Here is a 20,640-nt window from a genome sequence, read left to right on the forward strand (position 1 = left end):
CGTGTCGCCCGGTCCGCTGATAGCCGTGACGATTCTGGACGGGGACCCGGCAACGGTCGGTCGGACCGTTCAGTCGGCGCCGACACGCTGCCGGCCGTCCGTGGCCAGCCGCCGGGTGACCGGCATCTCGAGGAAGCTGGCGAGCGAGTACAGCGCTCCGAACTGGTTCTCGCCGGCCTCCTGGCGTCGCAGGAGCTCCTGGGCACCCCCCCAGTCGAGGAACGGGAGCGCCTCGAACAGGTCGCGGTTGCGCTCGAAGCAGTCGTGTACGAAGCCGTGCTCGCGGACGAGCTCGCCGTGGTCCGGCCACGGCCCGTAGGTGCCGTGGGCCACCGGCGGGTCGTCGGCGCGTCGTCGCTTGATGGCGGTCAGGTACCGCCCGGCGTACTGGGCGGGGTACGACCGCGAGAGCGACTGCCCGGTCGTGCCGTGGGGGATCGCCGCGAGGTCCGGCGACAGCCGTTCGACCGCGGCGTTGATCAGGCCGCCACGGCGCAGCAGCGACGTCGGTATCTGCAGGAACAGGTCGAGCAGCCGCGCGTCGAGGAACGGGGTCGTCGTCGGGATGGTCTGGGTGGTCCCGAAGTAGAAGAACTGCGAGGTGGCGTTCGTGAGCGGGCAGCGGCCTGCCAGCAGCGCCTCGCGGAGCGACTGGTACTCGACGCCGTGGTCGATGACCTCGCCACGGTCGTGCGTGTTCGCGGCGAGCACGTCCCGTGGCTCCGGGCCGTCGAGGAACGGTGGTGCGTCCGCGGCGCGGTGGTCGACGAACTCCTCGACGGTGTCGATGGAGCCGACCGGCACCTCCACGTTCCCGACCGGTCCGAGCGAGACGTTTGTCGACGGGAGGTGGTGCCCCTTGAACAGCACGTCGCCGTAGTGGCCGGTGAGGAGGTGGTCGACGCGCGAGCGGATGGCGTCCGCGAAGCCGGCGGCGTGGGCCTGGTTGAAGTAGCCGACGAAGTTCATCATCGCGGGGGTCCGCTCCAGCGCACGGGCCTGGTAGTCGGCGTCGCGTCGGCAGAAGACGAACGACTGGTCCGCGACGGCGGCCGATTCCCGTGCGACCCGGTACTCGGTGTTCTCCCACTCGTTCAGGTGGAACAGGGTCGCGTCCCTGTCGAGGGAGTCGAGCGCCGCGAGCACCAGTCGGGAGTCGCTGCCGCCGCTGAGCAGCAACCCGGTCCGGCCCCGGTCGCTGGTCCGGTCGGCGACGGCGCGCTCGAACCGGTCGGCCAGTTCGCGGACGAAGTACGACTTCGGTCGGTCGAGCGGACGGTGCACCGGTCGCCAGTAGCGGCCGTAGGGGAGCGTCCCGTCGCCGTCCGGGTCGACGACGCTCACCGCCGAGGGCTGTGTCTGGCTGACGCCGGTGAGGGGTGTTCTGACCCCGTAGGGGCGCTTGCACGCGAGGTACTCGCTGACGAATCCGGGGTCGAACCCCGTCGTCACGGCGGGATGTCTGTCGAGGGCCTGGATGTGGGTCGAGAACACGACGCCGCCGTCGATACGGACGTAGTAGAACGGACACGTTCCGAGGCGGTCCGTGAGGAGCTCGACCCGGTCGCCGACCCGGACGACGGCGGCGAACAGCCCGTTCACGTCCGCGAGCGCACTCCGACCCACCCGGTCGTAGAGCGACGCGAGGAACGCGGCCGGACGGTCCCGACACCGGCTGTCGCCGGCGTCGCCCTCGTAGCCAGCGATGTCGCCCCAGAGCCAGACGTCCACGTCGCCGGCGCTGGCCGGCTGCGGGCCGGCGACCGACGGATGGTTCGCGACGACGACGGCGAGGTCGTCGTCCCGGGTCGCCTGCACACGTTCGTCGCCTGTCCACCGGAGGTCGTCGACCAGTGCGTCGACGGCCTGAGTGCCGGCGCCGACGACGCCACTGATACCGGGCATGGGGGGCTCGATGGACGCGACGTATTCAGTTATCGAGGTTGTAAGCCGAGGGCGACGGGGTTTACCACATCGATAAACCGGGGCGAGCACCGTGAGCGCACTCGCGGGTCGTCCGGTCGGCTCCGGGTTCCCCGGTGCGGTGGCGCGTTGCAGAAACGTCCAACTCGCGTCGACCCCGGAAAGACACCGGTTAAGTGTGACCGAACCCAAGCCGCCGCTATGACCGAGGAGACAGACCTCGAGGAGCTCAAGCGTGGGACCGAACTCGTCAAGCGCGGGTTCGCCCGCATGCAGAAGGGCGGCGTCATCATGGACGTCGTGGACGAGGAGCAGGCGAAAATCGCCGAGGAGTGCGGCGCGGTGGCGGTCATGGCGCTCGAAGCGGTGCCGGCTGACATCCGAAAGCGCGGCGGTGTCGCGCGGATGGCCGACCCCGCCGACGTGGCCGACATCGTGGACAGCGTCTCCATCCCGGTGATGGGCAAGTCGCGCATCGGCCACCGGAAGGAGGCAGAGATCCTCGAAGCCGTCGGCGTGGACATGATCGACGAGAGCGAGGTACTCACGCCCGCCGACGACGCCTACCACATCGACAAGCGCGAGTTCACCGCGCCCTTCGTCTGCGGCGCCCGGAACCTCGGTGAGGCGCTCCGGCGAATCGACGAGGGCGCGGCGATGATCCGAACCAAGGGCGAGGCCGGCACGGGCGACGTGAACCAGGCCGTCCACCACCAGCGCACCATCAAGGGTGCCATCCGCCAGCTGGAGGGCATGAACTGGGAGGAGCGCGAGAAGTGGGCCCGCGAGCACGAGGCGCCCGCCGAACTCGTCCACGAGACCGCAGAGATGGGTCGGCTCCCGGTCGTCAACTTCGCGGCGGGCGGTATCGCGACGCCCGCCGACGCGGCGCTGATGATGCACCACGAGTGCGACGGCATCTTCGTCGGCTCGGGTATCTTCGGCGCGGAGAACCCCCGCGAGATGGGCACGGCCATCGTGCAGGCGGTGAACAACTGGGACGACCCGGAGACGCTCGCGGAGATCGCCTCCAACCTCGGCAAGAGCATGAAGGGCGACGCCAACGTCGACCTGCCCGAGGACGAGAAGATGCAGGGTCGCGGCGTCTGAAGGTCGGCACTCAGTTCTCGTCGCTGTCCTCGGCCCGGAGCCGTGCGAGCAGCCCGTCGAACGGTGGTCCCCCGAGGAGCAGCACCGTCCCGGCCAGCGCGAGGTAGCCGCCGAGGCCGCCCCAGAGCAGCGCGAACACGAGCGACGGTGCGACGAACGCGCCCACGACGGCGACGACGACGACAGCGGTCACCGCGAGCGGTCTGACGAGCGGCCGCTCCCACACCGACCTGACCAGCGCCACCCGCCGCGACAGGAGCAGTTCGACGCCGACCACGCCACCGGCGGCCACGAGCAGCATCGTCGTGTGGACGTCCACCTCGACGGCGAACCCGATGCCGACGACGATTGCCAGCGCGACCGCTGCGAGGACTGCATCGTCGGCAAGTCGTTCCCGTCTGGTCTTCCCGTCGGCCATCCCCTCCTCCGTCATCGGTTCACTCGAAGAACCCGGTCAGGATAAAACCCAGTCCGAGGAACCAGCATCCGACGACGACCCCCACCAGCCCGTAGTGGCAGGCGACGGCGAGCGCCGGGAGCGTCGCGGGGTCTGCTGCAGCGACAGTCACCAGCCGCGAGAGTGCCGTCCCGGCGGACCCTGCCTCGAGTGCGATGGCCGCCCCCGTCACCGCCGCGACGGCGAGTGCGAGGGCAGAGACGGCGATACCGAGCCGCTGGGCGAGTCGGCCGTACCACTCCGCGGTGGCCGGCTCCCGCACGAACGGCTGCTGGGGGCGGCTGGTTGCCACACCGAACCATGACACGCCTTGACAATATAAATCCACGCCTTCAGCGGAACAGCTCCGCGCCGCTGCCGACCGTGGTCTGGTACGCCCGGGCGTCGACGCCCGCCTCGTCGAAGCCCGAGAGCATCGCGGCGGCGACCCGGCGCCGGTCGGCTTCCCTGCGACAGACCGCGAGCACGCCCGGGCCGGCACCGCTGATGGTCACGCCGGTCGCACCCGCGTCGAGGGCGGCCCGCTTCGCCCCGTCGTAGCCCCGCACGAGCTCGGCGCGGGCGGGCGTGACCACGGACTCCTGCAGCCCGCGTCCCACGAGTTCGGGGTCGTTCCGGTGCATCCCGCTCGTGAGCGTCGCCGCGCTGCCGACCGTCTCGACCACGTCGTCCATCGCCACCGTCTCGGGGACGACCTCCCTGGCGTCCCGCGTCGAGACCACGATGTCCGGCAGGCAGACCACCAGCGGGAGCTCGGCGTCGACCGACGTGATGCCGTCCGCCCGGGCGATGGTGAACCCGCCGACGATGGCCGGCGCGACGTTATCGGCGTGGGCCGCCCCCGACACCACCGCCTCGCCCTCCGCGGCCGCCCGGACCAGCTCCTCGTCGGAGTACCCGCGGTCGTACAGCGCGTTCAGCGCGACCGCCGCACCGGCCGCGCTCGCCGCCGACGACCCCAGGCCAGACGCGGGGCGGACGCCCTTGTCGATCTCGATCCGCGCCGGGGCGTCGAGCTCCTGTGCGACCACGCCCGCCGTGTTCTGGTCCGGGTCGGTCGGGATGTACTGGCTGCCCGCGCCGGTCACCTCGATGGTCGTCTCCGCGGCCTTCTCGACGCGGACCACGTCCGCGGGGGCCGACAGCGCCAGCCCGAACACGTCGAAGCCGCTCCCGAGGTTGGCGCTCGTCGCCGGTGCGCGGACGGTGAGCATGGACTTCCCTTTCGATACTGCGGCCAAAAACCTAGCGGACGGTGCCGAATCTGCGTGTGAGAGTTCTGTGTCGTGGTGCCTCGGCTGCGGTTTCGGGAATCGCTGTCGGACCCGTCCAGAAAATCCCGTCTGTCGATGGCGTCTCAGGTTCCGATACCAGCCAGAAAGCCCCTGCTCGCTCGACTCCCGCGACTTGCGGCGCTCCTCGTCCCTGCGGTGCTTGCTGCGTCGGGGTTCGTCGAGCGAGCAGCCCCTTTCAATCCCACCCGACCGCAACCGCACCGCAACAGCCCTCGAACCTCCCCAGCCTCCTGCGTCCCCGGAAATCAGAGATTTCCGGTGGGCTCACGAGACGCACGCGTCTCGTGACCGCTCCTCGCTCCGCTGCGGTGCTCGTCCACTGCGAGAGCAAGCTCTCGCAAGCCTTCGGTCGCAAGCTCCCGAATACCTCGCGCGGATGGCTCACGGCCTCGCAGGGCTCGGCACGTTCGCCAGCGTGAGAGCGAAGCTCTCACTGGCCATCGGAATCGCTCCGCGATTCCGAGACAGCCGCGCGCCACCCGGGTGATTGGCTGTCGCCGCCAACTGCGGTTCACAATATTTGTAAACTCTGGGGTCGGATCCGAGTGGACCGACTAGCATCCAAAAGACACATCGCCCCTGATGCCGGACCACGAACCATGACAGTCGGCATCGTCGGCGGCGGCATCGCCGGGCTGGCCGCCGCGTACCGCCTCCAGCGCCACGGCCACGACGTGCGCGTCTTCGAGGCGAGCGACGACCTCGGCGGCCTCGCCGCCGTCTACGAGACGTCGGGCGACCCCATCGAGAGGTTCTACCACCACCTCTCGAAGTCCGAGGAGACCATCGTCGAGCTGGCGGAGGACCTCGGCGTCGGCGACCGCGTCGAGTGGATCTACGGCAACGACGGCTACTACGTCGACGGCGTCGTCCACCCGCTGAACACCATCTGGGAGATCGCCGCCTACCCGCACATGAGCCTCTACGACAAGTTCCGGCTCGGGATGCTCACGATGGAGGTCGACGTGCGCGGCGGGATTCCGAGCTTCGACACGTACGACGACCTCGAATCCTACGAGGACGTCCCCATCCGCGATTTCCTGGTCGAGCACACCACCCAGGGCGTCTACGAGAACTTCTTCGAACCGCTGCTGGACGCGAAGTTCGGCGACCGGAAGGACGACGTGTCGGCGGCGTGGCTCCTCGGCCGCATCAAGTTCCGCGGCGAGCGCGACCTGCTGAAGGGCGAGCAGCTCGGCTACTTCGACGGCAGCTTCGCGGTGCTCATCGACGCGCTCATCGAGGGCGTGGGGCGCGAGAACGTCCAGACCGGGGCGCGCGTCGTCGACCTCCAGACCGAGGCGGCGGCCGCGACGGCCGACGGCGGCGCGGTGGCTGGGGCCGCCGACGGTGACACGACGGCCACCGGTGCGGTCGAGTCCGTCACCGTGGAGACCGACGACGGGCGCGAGACGCACGACCTCGACGCGCTCGTCGTGGCCGCGATGCCGAACGTGCTCGAGGAGCTCACCGGCTTCGAGTGCGACATCGACTTCCAGGGTGCGGTCTGTGCGGTCGTCACGATGTCCGAATCGCTCATGGACGAGACGTACTGGCTGAACGTCGCCCACGACGCGCCCTTCGGCGCGCTCATCGAGCACACGAACTTCGTCCCGCCCGAGCGCTACGGCGGCGACCACCTGCTGTACGTCGCGAGCTACGTCCAGTCGCCCGACGAATGGCTCTGGCAGGCCGACGACGACGAGGTCGAGGAGCGCTGGCTCGAGCACATCGGCGAGATGTTCCCCGACTTCGACGACGAACAGGTCGCAGACGTCCGCATCTCGCGGAACCCCCGCGCGGCCCCGGTCTACGAGCGCGGCTACCTCGACATGGTCGTCCCGTACGACCTCGCCGACGAGGTGGCCGAGGGCGTCTACTACGCCGGGATGGCGAGCCGGGCGCAGTACCCCGAGCGGTCGCTCAACGGCGGCATCCTCGCGGGGTTCGAGTGCGCGGACCGAATCGACGAGAAGGGCTGAGCGGTCGGACAGCGGTCGATTTAGCCCTCGACCTCGTCCGGGTCGACGCCGGGCGCATCCTCGGGGGAGATGTCCTCGGGTTCGTCCTGCCCACCGACGACGACATCGCCGTCGGCCGTCTCCACGTACACGTCGTCCGCGAAGCCGCCCTCGGCGTGGGGGTGCTCCGGGTCGTCGAGCTTCTCGGGCGTCGAGGGTGCCTCGGCGACGCCACCTGCGGGCGTGAACTCGCCGAGTGGGTCGTCGATGGTGATGCCGTGGTCGGTGAAGAACTCGCGGTAGCGCTCGTAGTGCTCCTCGAGCTCGTCGGCGGGGAACTCCATCATCTCGGTCCAGCCGTGGTTGTAGAAGTCGAAGTTCGCCTGGACGTGGGTGATCTCGCGGGCCTCCGCCTCGGGCATGTAGTCGAGCGCGGCGAGGTAGGTGTCCATCGTGGCGTCGAAGAACTCGTCGAGGTGCTCGCGGCGCTCCTCGCGATGGGCCTCGTCCGCCCGGTCGAGGAAGATGCCGGTGTGCATGTCGACCAGCTTGTCGTTCGCCACGTCGCCGACGACCGGTGCCGTCAGCGCCGCCTTGAACGCGAAGTGCTTGACGTTCTGGCGTATCTTCATCGTGCCCACGGCTTGGGACTGCATCGGCAAGAACGTCCCGCTGGCGGCACCGTCGGTTCGGTGCCCGCTCAGTCGACGTACGCCATCGCCCGTTCCGTCTCGTCCGGACGTTCGATGCTGATCTCGTGGACCGGTTTGAGGTACGTGATTCTGACGAGTCCCGGTCCGACCGGCTCGACGGAGAGCGTGCTCGCGGCGTCGGGGAGGTTCATCACCTGGCCGGGAGCACACAGTTCGGATTCGACTTTGAAGTTGGTTCCGTGCATGGTAAGCCTTCGTTACCAGACGACCAGGCATGGAGCGCCCGGCCTCGGTTTCTGCCGTGCGTATCCGACCAGCCGTTATGTGTGTTGCGACGGCTCGGAGCAACTGGTAACCAAACGACCGGTAGAATAAATCAACTGACGGTAACGAGGTCGCAAGCGACTGTAAGAACGTATCTACTGGTCTCGAACCGGTCGGCACGCTCCCCGAGGTCGGTCTCCGAGATGGCGGCTGTGAGTGACACGCGCGCCGGTGGGCCGCCGGAAGCGGAGGACCGGAGGGAGTTGCTGCTACTGGAAACCGATGCGTCTGTGCCGTTCTCCCTCGCCCTTCGGCACGTCGATGACGCAGACGCCGTCCTCGTAGGCCGCCGTCGTCTCGTCGACGTCGACCGTCACCGGCAGCTGAACGGTTCGCTCCAGCCGCAGTGGCCGCTCACGCTGGAGCACGCGTCGGTCGCGTCCCTCCTCGACGGTCCGTTCGGCCGACACGATGAGGTGGTTCTCGTCCGCGTAGACCGAGATGTCGTCCTTCTCGAACCCCGGCATCTCCAGTTCGACGCGGAACACCTCGGCGAGCTCGACCACGTCGGCTCGCGGGACGCCGAACTCGACGCCCGGGCCCCCGAACTGCTGGCCCCCTGGCTGCGGAGCCGCCGTGGCGGCCTGTGGGGCTGCCTGCTGTCCCGAGACGGTCGTTCCCTGCTGTGCCGGCGCGGCCATCCCGGACGTGTCGACGCCCGACTGGGCCTGCATCGACGGCGCGTACGCCAGCCCGTACTGCGGGGGTCCGTACGGCTGTCCCTGCTGGGGCTGGTACGGTGGTTGCCAGCTCATCTCAGTAGGCCATCCCGCCGGGTATCTCGATCGGCGTCGCCTGCTGACGCCCCGGCGAGTAGGCGACCTCGGAATGCATCGGTGGGACGCGCTGCCGTGCCAGGAGCGACCCGACCGTGGTCACCTCGCCGGACTGGAGCTGGACCAGCTCGTCCAGCCCGACTCCCGCGGTGGGTGGCTGGCTCGCGCCAGCCACGGTGGACTGGACGCCGCTCCACGGGGACTGGCTCACACCGGCTGCGGACTGCTCACCGCCGAGCGGGATCTGGGCCAGCTCCGACCGGTCGCCAACCTGCCGCTGGATGCCCGGTTGCTGGCTCCAGATCGCCTGCGGCTGCTGCTGGATGGCGGGGAACTGTTGCGTCTGCGGGAACTGCTGTGCCTGGGGGAACTGCTGTGCCTGGGGGTACTGCTGTGCCTGGGGGTACTGCTGTGCCTGCGGGAACTGCTGGGAGGACGGGAACCGGGACCCGCGGGCGAACTGCCGACCGGGCTCGAACGTCCGGCCCGAGAGCGTGGCCTGCGAGTAGGGGGACTGGAGCTGGGGGACCGCCGCCTGCCGTCCGATACCGACGGGTTCCTGCATAGTCGGGAGGTGACCGCCGTGCTGGACGTGTTGCTGCTGGGCGGGCTGTTGCTGGACGGGCTGTTGCTGGACGGGCTGTTGCTGGACGGGCTGCTGGTACCGATCGACCGTCCCCTGCTGCCAGCTGGCCTCGCCCTGGTGTCGCTGTGGGTACTGCGAGACGCCGATGCCCTGGCCGGGTGCCTCGAAGCCGACCTGCTGCTGTGGCTGCGTGGCGGACTGCTGCTGTCCGTACGGGGCCGACTGCTGGTGACTCTGGAACCCACCGAAGGACTCCACGCCCTGCTGGGCGTAGGTGACGGGCTGGGGCTGGTCGGCGTACTGCTGGGACGCCATCCCACCCTGGAACTGTCCGGACATCGCGAGCGATGGATCGTGTGCTGTGCCTGCGAAACTAGTGTTCGGGTCCTGATACATTGTTGGTCTCTGGCTCCGTCGCACCGTCTCTCGAACGCGTGGAGCCAGACGGAAGCGATGCGAGAATTGGAGATAAAGCGGCGAGATAGTTCAGCGGAGTAGGTACTCGGTTCAGGTGGGTAACCGTGTGAGGGTGAAACATACCCGGCCGCGGACACGTACTCCGCGCGGAACGGTTCGAATCGTGTAGCGTCGCGTTTCCAGTTCGTAGGCGGTGCCCTGTCGCTCCCGCCTCGGATTGCACCCAGTTTCCAGCGTGTACGACCACGCTACTGAACGGCAGTGATGAGTCGTGTTAGCAGCCCGCGGTGGCGGCGTCTGGCGTAAACTCGTCAGTGATAGTCCGAGGTTTCGTGAGATAGCAATCCACTTTAACCCCCGCACCAAACCCTCGGGACATGACCGAGTCGTACGTCATCATCGGCGATGGCATCGCCGGTGGGTCCGCGGCGAAGACACTTCGGGAGGAGTCGCCCGACGCCGACATCACCGTCATCACCGACGAGGGTGAACCCCTCTACAATCGAATTCTGATCAAGGAGTACGCGAAGGGGAAGATCCCGATGGAGGACCCGCTGTTCCTCCACGACGAGGAGTGGTATGAGGAGCGCGACATCGCCCTCGAACTGAACACCCACGTCACCCGCATCGACCCGGACGGCCACGTCGTCCACACCCACGAGGGTGCCGAGTACGAGTACGACGGACTGCTCGTCGCGACCGGTGGCACGCCGCGACAGCTCCCCGTCGACAACTCCGACGCCGACGGAATCCACCACTTCTGGACGTTCCAGGACGCCCGTGGCATCGCCGACCACGCCGAGGAGTCCGAGAAGGGCATCGTCGTCGGTGCCGGGCTGCTCGGTATCGACTTCGCGGCCATCTGTGGCGCGCGGGGCATCGACGCGAACTACCTCATGCGGGGCGACTGCTGGTGGCGCTACGCGCTCAGCGAGGACGGCGCGGGCATCATCCACGACGCGCTCCGCGAGCTGGACGTCGAACCGGTGTTCCAGTCCGGCGTCGACCACTTCACCGTCGACGACGACGGTCACGTGACGGGTGCGGTCGACCCCAACGGCGAGGAGTTCGAGGGCGAGTTCGTCGGCGTCTCCATCGGCCTCCACTTCAACACCGAGTTCCTCCGGGGGAGCGGTATCGAGACCGACGACGGCATCGTCGTCGACCAGTACATGCAGACAAACGTCGACGACATCTACGCGGCCGGCGACATCACCCGGTTCTACGACGTCATCCTCGAGGAGCACGCCCAGAACGGCTCTTGGGACTCCGCGAAGAAGCAGGGCGCGGTCGCTGCGAAGAACATGGCTGCCGATGGTGACGCCGAGGAGTTCCGCCACGTCTCCTCGTACTCCATCTCTCACTTCAAGGACCTCCCGTTCGTCTCCTTCGGCCACCCGACCATCGGCGACGACGACCGCGAGCGCAAGTACTCCGACACGGAGTGGCGGCGGCTCACCTTCAAGAACGGCAAGCTCATCGGCGGCGTGCTCATCGGTGACCTCAAGCTCCAGTCGGTCTTCAAGCGCATCATCCGCGAGGAGCGCGACCTCGAGGGACAGAAGGACCTCCTGCTCGAGGAGGACTTCGAGATGGAGATGCTCGACGCGGCAGCTCAGGAGCAGTAGATACCGCGACGCCATCGGACCCGGCTCCCCGACGCTACCTGTCGATTCTCACCTCCGGTAGGCGAAGGTTTAAGCCATACCGTGTCATACGTTGGCATGACCCATGGCAGTTGGTACTACTTCGGGAAGACACGCTCGCCTCGCCGCACGCGAGGTCGGGACGGTTCCTGCAGACGCGACGGCGCTCCGCCACGTCGACCAGCTCGACGACGAGGCGTTCGACCAGTTCCTCCGCCTCGTCGACGGCGACACAGTGAACGTACCACGCGCCGCGGAGGCACCCTTCGAGGACGGCGAGATCATCGTCCACACTGCCTACTTCCGGGTCACCATCCAGTAGCTTCGTACCCCTACTCCTTCCAATCGACATCGTTTTCAGCGCGCCGAGGCGACCTTCTCGCATGAACGGCGACGGCACGATGACGCTGGCGCTCGAGCTCTCGGCGCTGGAGCGTCTCGCGAACCCCGAGGCGGTGTTCGACGACGCACGGCGCTGGAGCAAGTACGTCGGTGTCGTCTCCGACAAGCCCACCTACGTCGTGACGAACTTCACCCGGAAGAACCGCATCCGACAGGACTTCTTCTCGGGGCCGCGCGGCAAGGGCGAGAGCCTCGAGAGCGTCGGCGAGCAGTTCGACACGGACCGCCACGTCTTCGTCGGCACGACCGACGAGGACGCCGACCTCGCCGAAGAGGTCGGCTGGGAGTACCTCCCCATCGAGGACGCCGCCGACGCCGCCGGCTGGGAGATGGCCGAGCCCGAGGACGACGCCGAGCCCGAGGAACCGGTGCGGGACGACTGGCCCTGAGCGCCGTCAGCGTCTGCTTTTATTACGTCAGGGATTGTCGCTCGATGTATGGGAGACGACATCTCCGTAGACGTCGAGGTCGAGGTCGAGGTCGACTCGGAAGAGCTCGAGATCGAGATCGGTGGCAAACGCACGGCGGAGGCCGAACTGGAGACCGACGGCATCGAGATAGAGGTCGAGGTCGAGATAGAGGTCGAAGGCGAGGAGGACGACGAGGAACCCGAGCTCGAAGCGGAAGACGAGGCGGACGAGAGCGAAGAAGGGGACGAGGAAGAAGCGGAAGTCGAAGAGGAGGCGGAAGACGAGGACGAGGCCGAAGAAGCGGAAGACGAGGACGAGGCCGAAGAAGCGGAAGACACTGAAGACGAGGACGAGGCCGAAGAAGCGGAAGACACTGAAGACGAGGACGAGGCCGAAGAAGCGGAAGACACTGAAGACGAGGAAGACGACGAAGAGGAGTAGTCCCAGAGCGCGTCACTTTTCCTTTCGGGACGCCGAGAAGGCGGTATGACCGAGCCACGCGTCCCCGGCGGGTCCGGGACGGAGCTGTCGCTGCCGGACGGTCCGACGGTCGACGTCGGCGAGATCGACCTCGGGATGCGGGAGTACGTGCGCGACGGCGAGCGCTACGCGGTCGTGATGGACGTCCATCCGCCGTCACGTTTCTTCCCGGAGTCGCTGGTCGAGGTGTTGCGGGACACCATCGAACCGGCCGACGAGTTCGACGAGTTCGGAACCGTCCACATCATGGGTATCGTGATGGAGGAGTTCCCCGAGAAGGTCGCCAGCGCGGACGTCTCCGACGACGGCACCGTCGGCTGCTCGATGATCTGGCTGACGGAGTTCACGGACCGCCGGCTCCACGAGATCGTCGTCGAACTCGTCGTCGAGCTGATGGAGCACGCCATCAGTCACAGCGACGACGACACCGCCATGTCCGAGTTCGAGCGTCAGATGCTCGAGTTCGACGTGAGCGAGTTCGTCGAGGCGTACCGCGAGCAGCGGGACTTCGAGAGCGAACACGACCGGGCGCTCTGAGCCGGGACAAAGTGTCTGATTCTCTATGGGTGTCTGACGCCGTTTTATCAGGGTGGGCCACGTGAACGTCACCCATGCAGACCCGCCAGAGCGAGTTCGAACGGATACGCTCCGTTCTCGCGGCGGCGGACACCGACGAACCGATGTCTGCCCGGGAGATCGTCAGGCTCCTCGATGAGCACGACATCGAGATCGACAGCCCGCACCGGGTCGCGACGGTGCTCGGCAGGTACGCAGAGACGGGTGACGTGGAGGTCATCCGGTCACAGCCGTACAGATATCGGGTCCAGCGGTCCGACGCGTCGGGGTAGTTCGCGCCAGTACGGGGGCGGAGTCTCAGGGGTCACCAGTGGCGACTGCAGTGCCGGCAGTTCTGTCCAACGCCAACCGGCGAGCGACGCGTCTGTGCCGCGTCAGCACGCCACGGATTCGAAATTCGAAACGGCGTTACGTTTCTCGTAGTGTATCGTGGCGCTTATTACGATGTGCGAATTGGATATCGACAGACAACCATGACCGGCGGGACATCGGACGACACCGGCGACGGACGCACGATACTTCTCATCGGCAGCGGTCCCATCCAGATCGGACAGGCCGCCGAGTTCGACTACTCCGGCGCGCAGGCGTGCCGCGCGCTCCAGGAGGAGGGCGCGCGAGTCGTCCTCGTCAACTCGAACCCGGCGACCATCATGACGGACCCGGAGATGGCGGACAAGGTCTACGTCGAGCCCATCACGACCGACGCCATCGCCGAGATCATCCGGAAGGAACAGCCGGACGGCGTCATCGCGGGCCTCGGCGGCCAGACCGGCCTCAACGTCACCGCCGAGCTCTCCGAGGAGGGCATCCTCGAGGAGTACGACGTGGAGATCATGGGGACGCCGCTGGACACCATCTACGCGACGGAGGACCGCGACCTCTTCCGCCAGCGCATGGAGAAGATCGGGCAGCCAGTCCCGGCGTCGACGACAATCTCGCTCGACGAGGACGAGTCGGTCAGCGCGCTCACCGAGGACGACCTCGTGGGGCGCGTCGAGGACGCCGTCGACGCGGTCGGCGGGCTCCCGGTCATCGCACGGACGACGTACACGCTCGGCGGCTCCGGCTCCGGTGTCGTCCACGAGATGGACGAGCTCGTCAGCCGCGTGCGCAAGGGCCTGCGTCTCTCGCGCAACGACGAGGTGCTCATCACCGAGTCCATCGCGGGCTGGGTCGAGCTGGAGTACGAGGTCATGCGCGATGCAGACGACTCCTGTATCATCATCTGCAACATGGAGAACCTCGACCCGATGGGCATCCACACGGGCGAGTCCACCGTCGTCACGCCCTCGCAGGTCATCCCGGACGACGGCCATCAGGAGATGCGCGACGCCGCACTCGATGTCATCCGCGAGCTCGGCATCCAGGGCGGCTGTAACATCCAGTTCGCCTGGCAGGACGACGGCACGCCCGGCGGCGAGTACCGCGTCGTCGAGGTGAACCCGCGCGTCTCCCGGTCGTCCGCGCTCGCCTCGAAGGCGACGGGGTACCCCATCGCCCGGGTGACGGCGAAGGTCGCACTCGGCAAGCGCCTCCACGAGATCGACAACCAGATCACCGGCGAGACGACGGCCGCGTTCGAGCCGGCCATCGACTACGTGGTGACGAAGGTGCCGCGCTGGCCCATCGACAAGTTCGAGGACACCGACTTCACGCTCTCGACGGCGATGAAGTCCACCGGCGAGGCGATGGCCATCGGACGCACGTTCGAGGAGAGCCTGCTCAAGTCCCTCCGGAGCTCCGAGTACGACCCCGCCGTCGACTTCGGCGAGCTGGAGGACGACGAGCTCACAGCGGAGTACCTCGAGCGCCCGAGTCCCGACCGTCCGTACGCGATGTTCGAGGCGTTCGAGCGCGGCTTCTCCCTCGACGAGGTCGTCGAGGCGACGGGCATCTACGAGTGGTACGTCGAGCGCTTCCAGCGCATCGTCGAGGCGAGCAAGGAGGTCGTCGACGGGGAGTTCACGCCCGCCGCGACCGCGGGCTTCACGAACGCCGAGATCTCGGCGCTCGCGGGCAACGTGTTCGAGGACAGCAGCCTCACCTGGCTGCCGGAGACACGCGGTGCGTGGCGCGAGGCGACGGAGACGGTCGCCACCGCAGACGGCGAGACCGAGGAACTGCCCGTCTCGGCGGCCCGCGCGGGCGTCGGCGAGGTCGAGGCCGACGTGCCTGGCCGCACGTACAAGCAGGTCGACACCTGTGCCGGCGAGTTCGAGGCGTCGACGCCGTACTACTACTCCTCGCGCAAGCCCGAGTGGTTCTCCGGGCCCTACGAGGGTGCCGACGCCGCGGCGGGCGAACTGCAGGTCGACCGCGACGCCGAGAGCGTCGTCGTGGTCGGCGGCGGCCCCATCCGCATCGGGCAGGGCGTCGAGTTCGACTACTGCTCGGTCCACGCGGTGCAGGCGCTCGAGGAACTGGATATCGACGCCCACGTCGTGAACAACAACCCGGAGACCGTCTCCACGGACTACGACACCTCCGACGGCCTGTTCTTCGAGCCCATCACCGCCGAGGAGGTCGCCGACGTCATCGAGGTGACCGCCGCAGACGGCGTGATGATCCAGTTCGGCGGCCAGACCTCCGTCGACATCGGCGAACCGCTCGCCGACGAGCTCGAACGCCGCGGCATCGACTGCGACATCATGGGGACCTCGGTCGAGGCGATGGACCTCGCGGAGGACCGCGACCGCTTCAACCGGCTGATGGACGAGCGCGGCATCGCCCAGCCCAGCGGCGGGAGCGCCACGAGCGAGGCGGAGGCACTGGAACTCGCCCGCGACCTCGGCTACCCCGTGCTGGTCCGCCCGAGCTACGTCCTCGGTGGCCGCGCGATGCGCATCGTCCACGACGACGCGGAGCTGGAGGAGTACATCGAGGAGGCGGTGCGCGTCTCGCCGGACAAGCCCATCCTCGTCGACGAGTTCCTCGAGGACGCCATCGAGCTGGACGTCGACGCCGTGAGCGACGGCGAGGACGTGCTGCTCGGTGGCATCATGGAGCACATCGAGTCCGCCGGCGTGCACTCCGGCGACTCGGCCTGCGTCATCCCGCCACGCTCGCTCGACGACGCGACCGCGGCCCGGGTCCGCGAGGTCGTGGAGGAGATCGCCGATGCGCTCGACACCGTCGGCCTGCTCAACGTCCAGCTCGCGGTGAAGGACGGCGAGGTGTACGTGCTGGAGGCGAACCCCCGCTCCTCGCGCACGGTCCCGTACGTCTCGAAGGCGACGGGCGTCCCCATCGCGAAGCTCGCGGCGAAGGTCATGGCCGGCGAGACGCTCGCCGACCTCGACGTCGACGAGCAGGTGCCGACGCACTACTCGGTGAAGGAGGTCGTCCTGCCGTTCGACCGCCTCCCGAACTCGGACCCGCGCCTCGGCCCGGAGATGAAGTCCACGGGCGAGGTCATGGGCACCGCGAGCACGTTCGGGATGGCGTACTGGAAGGCACAGGACGCCGCGGGCAACGCCATCGAGCCCGGCGGCGTCGCCGTCGTCGACCTCGACGTCGAGGGCTTCGACGAGTACTTCGACGTGACCGCGTTCGACGACGTCGAGGCGGCGATCATCGAGGGCACGGTCGACCTCGTCGTCAGCGACGACGTCGACGCGCTGAAGACCGCCGTCGAGGAGGAGGTCGCCTACCTCTCCACGGAGGCCTCGGCGAGGGCGTTCCTGGAGGGACTGGCCGCGAAGGCGGGCGACCTCGAGGTGCTGCCCGTCGGGGAACGCCCCCGGACCCGCCAGCGCTGGGGCTGACCCGGCCGCGACGGGCGCGCCGCGGCGAGCTCTGACGGTTCCGCTCGCAGCCCGAAGCGAGGCGATTCGACGGACTGCACGGCTATTTTGGCCCAATTTGGGACGGAACTGGGAAAATTCACTTTAACTAATACGTTCAGGTACGCCCATGGTAACTGGGGTACTTCGAGGGGCGACGAGCCGGCTCCGGCGCGCGGTCGACCCGCGGGCGTCGCTGACGGGGAAGTTCGTGACCGCCGCGGTCGCGTCCGCCCTCGTCGCGGGCATCGTGGTGGCGGTCGCCGTGTGGCAGGCGACCGTCCACCTCGCGACGACGTTCGGGGAGGCACAGGCGATCTACCGCGGCGGCATCCTGGCGCTGGCCGTCGTCGTCTCGGGACAGGTCGTCGCGCTCACGCTCGTCGAGCGGTCGGTCGTGCGCGGGATCAGGGATCTCGACCGCGAGACGCGACGGGTCGCCGAGACCGGGCGCTTCGAGACCTCCTTCGAGCCGACGCGCCGGGACGAGGTCGGTCAGCTGGCGTGGAGCGTCGCGGAGCTGCGCGACCAGCTCGCCTCGCAGGTCGACACCGTCGAGTCGCTGAACCGGGAGCTCGCGACGACGGCGACCGCCCAGACGCGGACGCTGTCGGCGGCCCGCCGGGGCGACCTCACCGGTCGGATGGACGAGGAGACCGGCGTCCCGCAGTTCGACGCACTCGCGACGAGCTACAACGGGATGATGGACCAGATGGAGACGATGGTCGCCGAGGTACGGGCGTTCTCGCAGTCGGTCGCCGACGCCGCCCGCGAGGCCGACGAGAACGCCAGCACGGCACGGGAGGGTACCGCCGAGGTGACCGACGCGACGCAGTCCATCAGCGAGGGCGTCGACAGCCAGCACGCCCAGCTCGAGCAGACCGCGCAGGCGATGGCGGACCTCGTCGACCGCGTCGAGGCGGTCGCCGCCCGCGCGGAGACCGTCGCCGAGAAGTCGGAGGCAGCGGCCGCGGCGACCGACGAGGGGGCGGCCGCGGCGACCAACGCGCTGGACGCCGTCGAGACCATCGAGGAACGGACCGCGGCCTCCGTCGACGAGATCGAGTCGCTCTCGCGGACCGTCGCGGACGTCTCGGACCTCGCCGACCGGGTGCGCGACCTCACCGAGCAGACCGAGCACCTCGCGATGAACACCGAACTGGAGGCGAAGAAGACGAACGACGACGGCAGCATGACCCACCTCGGCCGCCAGATACGCGAGCTCTCGAACGACACCGAGGCCGCCGCGGCCGAGATCGAGGACGCGCTCGAGTCCGTCGAGGCGGACACCGCGTCGGCGCTCGCCGAGATCGAGCGCACGCAGGCCGCCGTCGAGCGCGGCACCGACACCATCGGGTCGGCGCTGGGCGCGTTCGACGCCGTCGAGGACGTGGTCGAGGAGTCCGCCGCGGACGCCGCTCGCATCGACGCCGCGACGGACGTCCAGACGGAGCGCGTCGCCGAGATGCGCGCGAACGTCGAGACCGTCCGCGAGATCGGTGCCGAGACCGCGATGGAGGCCTCGCAGGTGGCGACGACCGCCGGCGAGCAGGAGACGGTCATCGGTGCCATCGAGCAGCGCGTCGACTGGCTCGCCGAGAGCGCCGGCAAGCTCGAACGGGCGCTGGAGCAGTTCACCGTGCGGTCGCCGGAGTCGACGTCCGGGGCTCCCGTGGAGGGGCGTCGATGAGCGGCGACCCGGACGCCACGGCACCCTCGGCCGTCGGCCCGTCGCCCGACCTCGGGCCGGCCGACGCGGTCCGCGCACAGCTCGATGCCCTCGCCGCGACCGACGTCGACGTCGCCGCCGCGCAGGCCGACGGGGCGGTCCCCGACAGCGTGCGGACGCTGTTCGACTTCTCGGCACCGGCCTTCCGGACCGCCCACGGCTCGCTCGACGGCTTCGCGACGACACTGCTCGGCCCCATCTACGACCGGCTCGTCGGCGCGGACGCGATAGAGCGCGGTCCCACCGAACGCGAGGGCGAGACGTTCACGCAGGCCGTCCTGGCCCGGCATCCCGACGGCGACCGCACGTACGAGTTCGCCGTCTCCCGGCAGACCGGCGGGAAGTACGTTGGCTGCTGGATGACGACGGCCATCGACCTCGTCTACGACGGCCGGAGCCCGACGTTCCGGCGCACGCCGACGGTCCGGTTCGCGGACCGCGAGGTCACCTGCGAGGTCGGCGACCAGCTCCGTGCCGTGCTGCTCGCCGCCGAGGGACACTCGCCGCACAACGACGTGACCCAGGTCGCCAACTGTGGCGGCAACGGGCTCTGTGGCACCTGTGCCGTCGGGGTCGACGGCGAGGTGAGCGAGCCGGAGTCGCGCGAGCGACGGCGGCTGAACCTGCCACCCCACGACGAGGAGCGCGGCCTCCGGCTCGCGTGCCAGACCCGCGTGCAGGGCGACGTGACCGTCAGCAAACACCGGGGACTCTGGGGCCAGCACGTCGAGGACGTGCCTCCGGACGACACCGGGGCGGTGGCGGGCGACGACGACCCACCAGAACCGGTCCCGGTCACCGACGCCGAGTACGCCGGCACCCACGACTACGCCACGCTCGCCGGAGGTGCGTCGCGATGATGGACACCGACGCGGCCCAGACCGACGAGTCCATGCGCGACGGGCTCGGCATCGACAGCCTGCTCGGACTCGGCGCGGCGCTCGGCCTGCTCGGCTGGGGGCTCACGCAGTTCATCGCCGGCCGTCCCGGCGTCGCACTCGACGCGGTCGGGGTCGAGGGCACCGTCGTCGTGGTCGGTTTCTGGGCGGCCGCGACGGTCGCGATGATCGGTGTCGGCCTGCTCGCCGGCGCACGGACGGTGCGGTACAGCCCGCTGCTGTGGCTGTGGGTCGCGCTCGTCGGCGGCGCCCTGGCCCTCGATGCCGCCGTCGTCTTCGGGCTGGTGTCGTCGCCGGAGCTGGCGCGCACGCTGCTGTGGACGCCGTGGGCCGCCGTGCTGGCGCTCGGCTACCTGGTCACCGGCGTCGTCGCCACCCATCGGACGCGGGCGGCGTACCTCGTCGGCAGTCTCGCCGCCGGCCTCGTGCTGCTCGCGGCCGTGCTGTTCCCGTCGACGGTGCCGGACTGGGCGTTCGTCGCGACCGGCGTCGTCCACGCAGTCCCGCTGCTGGTCGACGCACGCCTCGGTGGCGGGACCGACGAGCAGCCGGTCGGAACCGGCTACGAGTTCCGCGACGTCCCGGCCGCGAACACGGAGGAGGAGTCATGAGCCGAGAGGATAGCGGGTCCGGCGGCGGGCGGGACGTGCGCCGACGCGACCTGCTCCGGACGACCGGGGTGGCGCTCGCCACCGCCGTCGGCACCGCCGGGTGCCTCTCGAACCCCTGGGGGCCCGAACGACGGGCCGCCGACGGTGGGACTGGCGGTACGGGCACGGACGACGACTCGACGACGCGGGGGTCGACGACAGCGCGTCCGGGGACGACCGCCGAGACGGAGCCGACGGCCACCGAGGCACCGACCGAGACGAGCGAACCGGCTACGACCGGCGTGCCGCCGGAGGAACGCGAGCCCGACCTCGTCGTCGATGTCGCGACGGACGGGTTCAGCTTCGCGCCGGAGACGTTCTCCATCGCGGCCGGCGACACCGTCCACTGGGTGTGGCAGAGTTCGGGCCACAACGTCCGGGTCCGGGAGAAGCCCGACGGCTCCGACTGGACCGGCACACCGGGGACGGCTTCGGACACCTACGACGAGGGGTACCTGCACGCCCACACGTTCCGGGCCAGCGGCCGGTACGAGTACTTCTGTGCACCGCACCAGACGCTCGGGCTGGAGGGCTCGTTCGACGTCGAGTAGGAACCGCGTGCGG

The 20,640-nt window shown here is 68.9% G+C and carries 21 protein-coding genes; 13 read left to right on the plus strand and 8 right to left on the minus strand.

All coding sequences use genetic code 11. The features are described 5' to 3' along the window. Window positions 1–69: 69 nt before the first annotated feature. Window positions 70–1,905 carry an asparagine synthase-related protein gene (locus ACSG06_RS03815; RefSeq protein WP_440988938.1) on the minus strand — a complete coding sequence of 612 codons (1,836 nt, stop codon included), beginning with the start codon at window positions 1,903–1,905 and terminating at the stop codon, window positions 70–72. Between the two features lie 219 nt (window positions 1,906–2,124). Between ACSG06_RS03815 and pdxS the strand changes: the two genes are divergently transcribed. Beyond that, the gene (gene pdxS, locus ACSG06_RS03820; RefSeq protein ID WP_440988939.1) at window positions 2,125–3,033 is read left to right on the plus strand and encodes a pyridoxal 5'-phosphate synthase lyase subunit PdxS; all 909 of its coding nucleotides are present in this window, start codon (window positions 2,125–2,127) and stop codon (window positions 3,031–3,033) included. A 10-nt stretch (window positions 3,034–3,043) separates the two neighbouring features. Here pdxS and ACSG06_RS03825 read toward each other — a convergent pair whose 3' ends face one another. The 3 genes from ACSG06_RS03825 to ACSG06_RS03835 are packed head-to-tail and all read right to left on the minus strand — an operon-like array spanning window position 3,044 to window position 4,704. After that, window positions 3,044–3,466: a hypothetical protein gene (locus ACSG06_RS03825; RefSeq protein ID WP_440988940.1), complete on the minus strand. Its 423-nt coding sequence runs from the start codon at window positions 3,464–3,466 to the stop codon at window positions 3,044–3,046. A gap of 4 nt (window positions 3,467–3,470) precedes the next feature. Then, window positions 3,471–3,782: a hypothetical protein gene (locus ACSG06_RS03830; RefSeq protein ID WP_440988941.1), complete on the minus strand. Its 312-nt coding sequence runs from the start codon at window positions 3,780–3,782 to the stop codon at window positions 3,471–3,473. 40 nt (window positions 3,783–3,822) lie between these two features. After that, window positions 3,823–4,704, minus strand: a complete 882-nt coding sequence (locus ACSG06_RS03835; protein WP_440988942.1) for a homoserine kinase — start codon at window positions 4,702–4,704, stop codon at window positions 3,823–3,825. A gap of 680 nt (window positions 4,705–5,384) precedes the next feature. On the opposite strand from ACSG06_RS03835, the gene ACSG06_RS03840 reads away from it, so the two are divergent. Continuing rightward, window positions 5,385–6,767, plus strand: coding sequence for an NAD(P)/FAD-dependent oxidoreductase (locus tag ACSG06_RS03840; protein ID WP_440988943.1), 1,383 nt, complete (start codon window positions 5,385–5,387; stop codon window positions 6,765–6,767). Window positions 6,768–6,787: 20 nt separating this feature from the next. Here the strand turns inward: ACSG06_RS03840 and ACSG06_RS03845 are convergent, their stop codons facing one another. The 4 genes from ACSG06_RS03845 to ACSG06_RS03860 all read right to left on the minus strand — a co-directional run bounded on the left by ACSG06_RS03845 (window position 6,788) and on the right by ACSG06_RS03860 (window position 9,424). After that, window positions 6,788–7,378, minus strand: a complete 591-nt coding sequence (locus ACSG06_RS03845) for a DUF6149 family protein (protein ID WP_440988944.1) — start codon at window positions 7,376–7,378, stop codon at window positions 6,788–6,790. Between the two features lie 68 nt (window positions 7,379–7,446). Continuing rightward, entirely contained in the window at window positions 7,447–7,644 is a 198-nt protein-coding gene (locus ACSG06_RS03850; RefSeq protein WP_440988945.1) for a hypothetical protein, read from the minus strand. 288 nt (window positions 7,645–7,932) lie between these two features. Next, window positions 7,933–8,478, minus strand: a complete 546-nt coding sequence (locus ACSG06_RS03855; protein WP_440988946.1) for an Hsp20/alpha crystallin family protein — start codon at window positions 8,476–8,478, stop codon at window positions 7,933–7,935. 1 nt (window position 8,479) lies between these two features. After that, window positions 8,480–9,424 (minus strand): hypothetical protein, encoded by a 945-nt coding sequence (locus tag ACSG06_RS03860; RefSeq protein WP_440988947.1) that lies wholly within the window; start codon window positions 9,422–9,424, stop codon window positions 8,480–8,482. 455 nt (window positions 9,425–9,879) lie between these two features. On the opposite strand from ACSG06_RS03860, the gene ACSG06_RS03865 reads away from it, so the two are divergent. The 11 genes from ACSG06_RS03865 (at window position 9,880) to ACSG06_RS03915 (ending at window position 20,627) form a co-directional block, all read left to right on the plus strand. After that, entirely contained in the window at window positions 9,880–11,130 is a 1,251-nt protein-coding gene (locus tag ACSG06_RS03865; protein WP_440988948.1) for an NAD(P)/FAD-dependent oxidoreductase, read from the plus strand. A 103-nt stretch (window positions 11,131–11,233) separates the two neighbouring features. After that, window positions 11,234–11,470 (plus strand): hypothetical protein, encoded by a 237-nt coding sequence (locus ACSG06_RS03870; protein ID WP_440988949.1) that lies wholly within the window; start codon window positions 11,234–11,236, stop codon window positions 11,468–11,470. 61 nt (window positions 11,471–11,531) lie between these two features. Continuing rightward, window positions 11,532–11,939, plus strand: a complete 408-nt coding sequence (locus ACSG06_RS03875) for a DUF7124 domain-containing protein (protein ID WP_440988950.1) — start codon at window positions 11,532–11,534, stop codon at window positions 11,937–11,939. A 48-nt stretch (window positions 11,940–11,987) separates the two neighbouring features. After that, window positions 11,988–12,401, plus strand: a complete 414-nt coding sequence (locus ACSG06_RS03880; protein ID WP_440988951.1) for a hypothetical protein — start codon at window positions 11,988–11,990, stop codon at window positions 12,399–12,401. 45 nt (window positions 12,402–12,446) lie between these two features. Beyond that, the gene (locus tag ACSG06_RS03885; RefSeq protein WP_440988952.1) at window positions 12,447–12,977 is read left to right on the plus strand and encodes a DUF5815 family protein; all 531 of its coding nucleotides are present in this window, start codon (window positions 12,447–12,449) and stop codon (window positions 12,975–12,977) included. Window positions 12,978–13,051: 74 nt separating this feature from the next. Beyond that, on the plus strand, window positions 13,052–13,288 hold the full coding sequence (locus ACSG06_RS03890; RefSeq protein WP_440988953.1) for a hypothetical protein: 237 nt from the start codon (window positions 13,052–13,054) through the stop codon (window positions 13,286–13,288). Between the two features lie 201 nt (window positions 13,289–13,489). After that, window positions 13,490–16,780 carry a carbamoyl-phosphate synthase large subunit gene (gene carB / locus ACSG06_RS03895; RefSeq protein WP_440988954.1) on the plus strand — a complete coding sequence of 1,097 codons (3,291 nt, stop codon included), beginning with the start codon at window positions 13,490–13,492 and terminating at the stop codon, window positions 16,778–16,780. Window positions 16,781–16,928: 148 nt separating this feature from the next. Further along, window positions 16,929–18,488, plus strand: a complete 1,560-nt coding sequence (locus tag ACSG06_RS03900; RefSeq protein WP_440988955.1) for a methyl-accepting chemotaxis protein — start codon at window positions 16,929–16,931, stop codon at window positions 18,486–18,488. Beyond that, window positions 18,485–19,387, plus strand: coding sequence for a 2Fe-2S iron-sulfur cluster-binding protein (locus ACSG06_RS03905; RefSeq protein ID WP_440988956.1), 903 nt, complete (start codon window positions 18,485–18,487; stop codon window positions 19,385–19,387). The genes ACSG06_RS03900 and ACSG06_RS03905 overlap by 4 nt, the downstream gene beginning before the upstream one ends. Beyond that, complete coding sequence (locus ACSG06_RS03910; protein WP_440988957.1) at window positions 19,384–20,037, plus strand: hypothetical protein; 654 nt, start codon at window positions 19,384–19,386, stop codon at window positions 20,035–20,037. The genes ACSG06_RS03905 and ACSG06_RS03910 overlap by 4 nt, the downstream gene beginning before the upstream one ends. Continuing rightward, a complete protein-coding gene (locus ACSG06_RS03915) occupies window positions 20,034–20,627 on the plus strand; it encodes a plastocyanin/azurin family copper-binding protein (protein WP_440988958.1) in 594 nt (197 codons plus the stop codon). The genes ACSG06_RS03910 and ACSG06_RS03915 overlap by 4 nt, the downstream gene beginning before the upstream one ends. The last annotated feature ends 13 nt before the right edge of the window (window positions 20,628–20,640 follow it).

Origin of the sequence: Haloarchaeobius baliensis (assembly GCF_052060055.1) — an archaeon.
Lineage (GTDB): Archaea > Halobacteriota > Halobacteria > Halobacteriales > Natrialbaceae > Haloarchaeobius > Haloarchaeobius baliensis.

What these genes read in the sequence shown, in the direction of transcription:
- ACSG06_RS03815 (WP_440988938.1), bottom strand. Translation starts at nt 1,905, where the DNA reads ATGCCCGGTATCAGTGGCGTCGTCGGCGCCGGCACTCAGGCCGTCGAC.
- pdxS (WP_440988939.1), top strand. Translation starts at nt 2,125, where the DNA reads ATGACCGAGGAGACAGACCTCGAGGAGCTCAAGCGTGGGACCGAACTC.
- ACSG06_RS03825 (WP_440988940.1), bottom strand. Translation starts at nt 3,466, where the DNA reads ATGACGGAGGAGGGGATGGCCGACGGGAAGACCAGACGGGAACGACTT.
- ACSG06_RS03835 (WP_440988942.1), bottom strand. Translation starts at nt 4,704, where the DNA reads ATGCTCACCGTCCGCGCACCGGCGACGAGCGCCAACCTCGGGAGCGGC.
- ACSG06_RS03840 (WP_440988943.1), top strand. Translation starts at nt 5,385, where the DNA reads ATGACAGTCGGCATCGTCGGCGGCGGCATCGCCGGGCTGGCCGCCGCG.
- ACSG06_RS03845 (WP_440988944.1), bottom strand. Translation starts at nt 7,378, where the DNA reads ATGAAGATACGCCAGAACGTCAAGCACTTCGCGTTCAAGGCGGCGCTG.
- ACSG06_RS03850 (WP_440988945.1), bottom strand. Translation starts at nt 7,644, where the DNA reads ATGCACGGAACCAACTTCAAAGTCGAATCCGAACTGTGTGCTCCCGGC.
- ACSG06_RS03855 (WP_440988946.1), bottom strand. Translation starts at nt 8,478, where the DNA reads ATGAGCTGGCAACCACCGTACCAGCCCCAGCAGGGACAGCCGTACGGA.
- ACSG06_RS03860 (WP_440988947.1), bottom strand. Translation starts at nt 9,424, where the DNA reads ATGTCCGGACAGTTCCAGGGTGGGATGGCGTCCCAGCAGTACGCCGAC.
- ACSG06_RS03865 (WP_440988948.1), top strand. Translation starts at nt 9,880, where the DNA reads ATGACCGAGTCGTACGTCATCATCGGCGATGGCATCGCCGGTGGGTCC.
- ACSG06_RS03870 (WP_440988949.1), top strand. Translation starts at nt 11,234, where the DNA reads ATGGCAGTTGGTACTACTTCGGGAAGACACGCTCGCCTCGCCGCACGC.
- ACSG06_RS03875 (WP_440988950.1), top strand. Translation starts at nt 11,532, where the DNA reads ATGAACGGCGACGGCACGATGACGCTGGCGCTCGAGCTCTCGGCGCTG.
- ACSG06_RS03880 (WP_440988951.1), top strand. Translation starts at nt 11,988, where the DNA reads ATGGGAGACGACATCTCCGTAGACGTCGAGGTCGAGGTCGAGGTCGAC.
- ACSG06_RS03885 (WP_440988952.1), top strand. Translation starts at nt 12,447, where the DNA reads ATGACCGAGCCACGCGTCCCCGGCGGGTCCGGGACGGAGCTGTCGCTG.
- ACSG06_RS03890 (WP_440988953.1), top strand. Translation starts at nt 13,052, where the DNA reads ATGCAGACCCGCCAGAGCGAGTTCGAACGGATACGCTCCGTTCTCGCG.
- carB (WP_440988954.1), top strand. Translation starts at nt 13,490, where the DNA reads ATGACCGGCGGGACATCGGACGACACCGGCGACGGACGCACGATACTT.
- ACSG06_RS03900 (WP_440988955.1), top strand. Translation starts at nt 16,929, where the DNA reads ATGGTAACTGGGGTACTTCGAGGGGCGACGAGCCGGCTCCGGCGCGCG.
- ACSG06_RS03905 (WP_440988956.1), top strand. Translation starts at nt 18,485, where the DNA reads ATGAGCGGCGACCCGGACGCCACGGCACCCTCGGCCGTCGGCCCGTCG.
- ACSG06_RS03910 (WP_440988957.1), top strand. Translation starts at nt 19,384, where the DNA reads ATGATGGACACCGACGCGGCCCAGACCGACGAGTCCATGCGCGACGGG.
- ACSG06_RS03915 (WP_440988958.1), top strand. Translation starts at nt 20,034, where the DNA reads ATGAGCCGAGAGGATAGCGGGTCCGGCGGCGGGCGGGACGTGCGCCGA.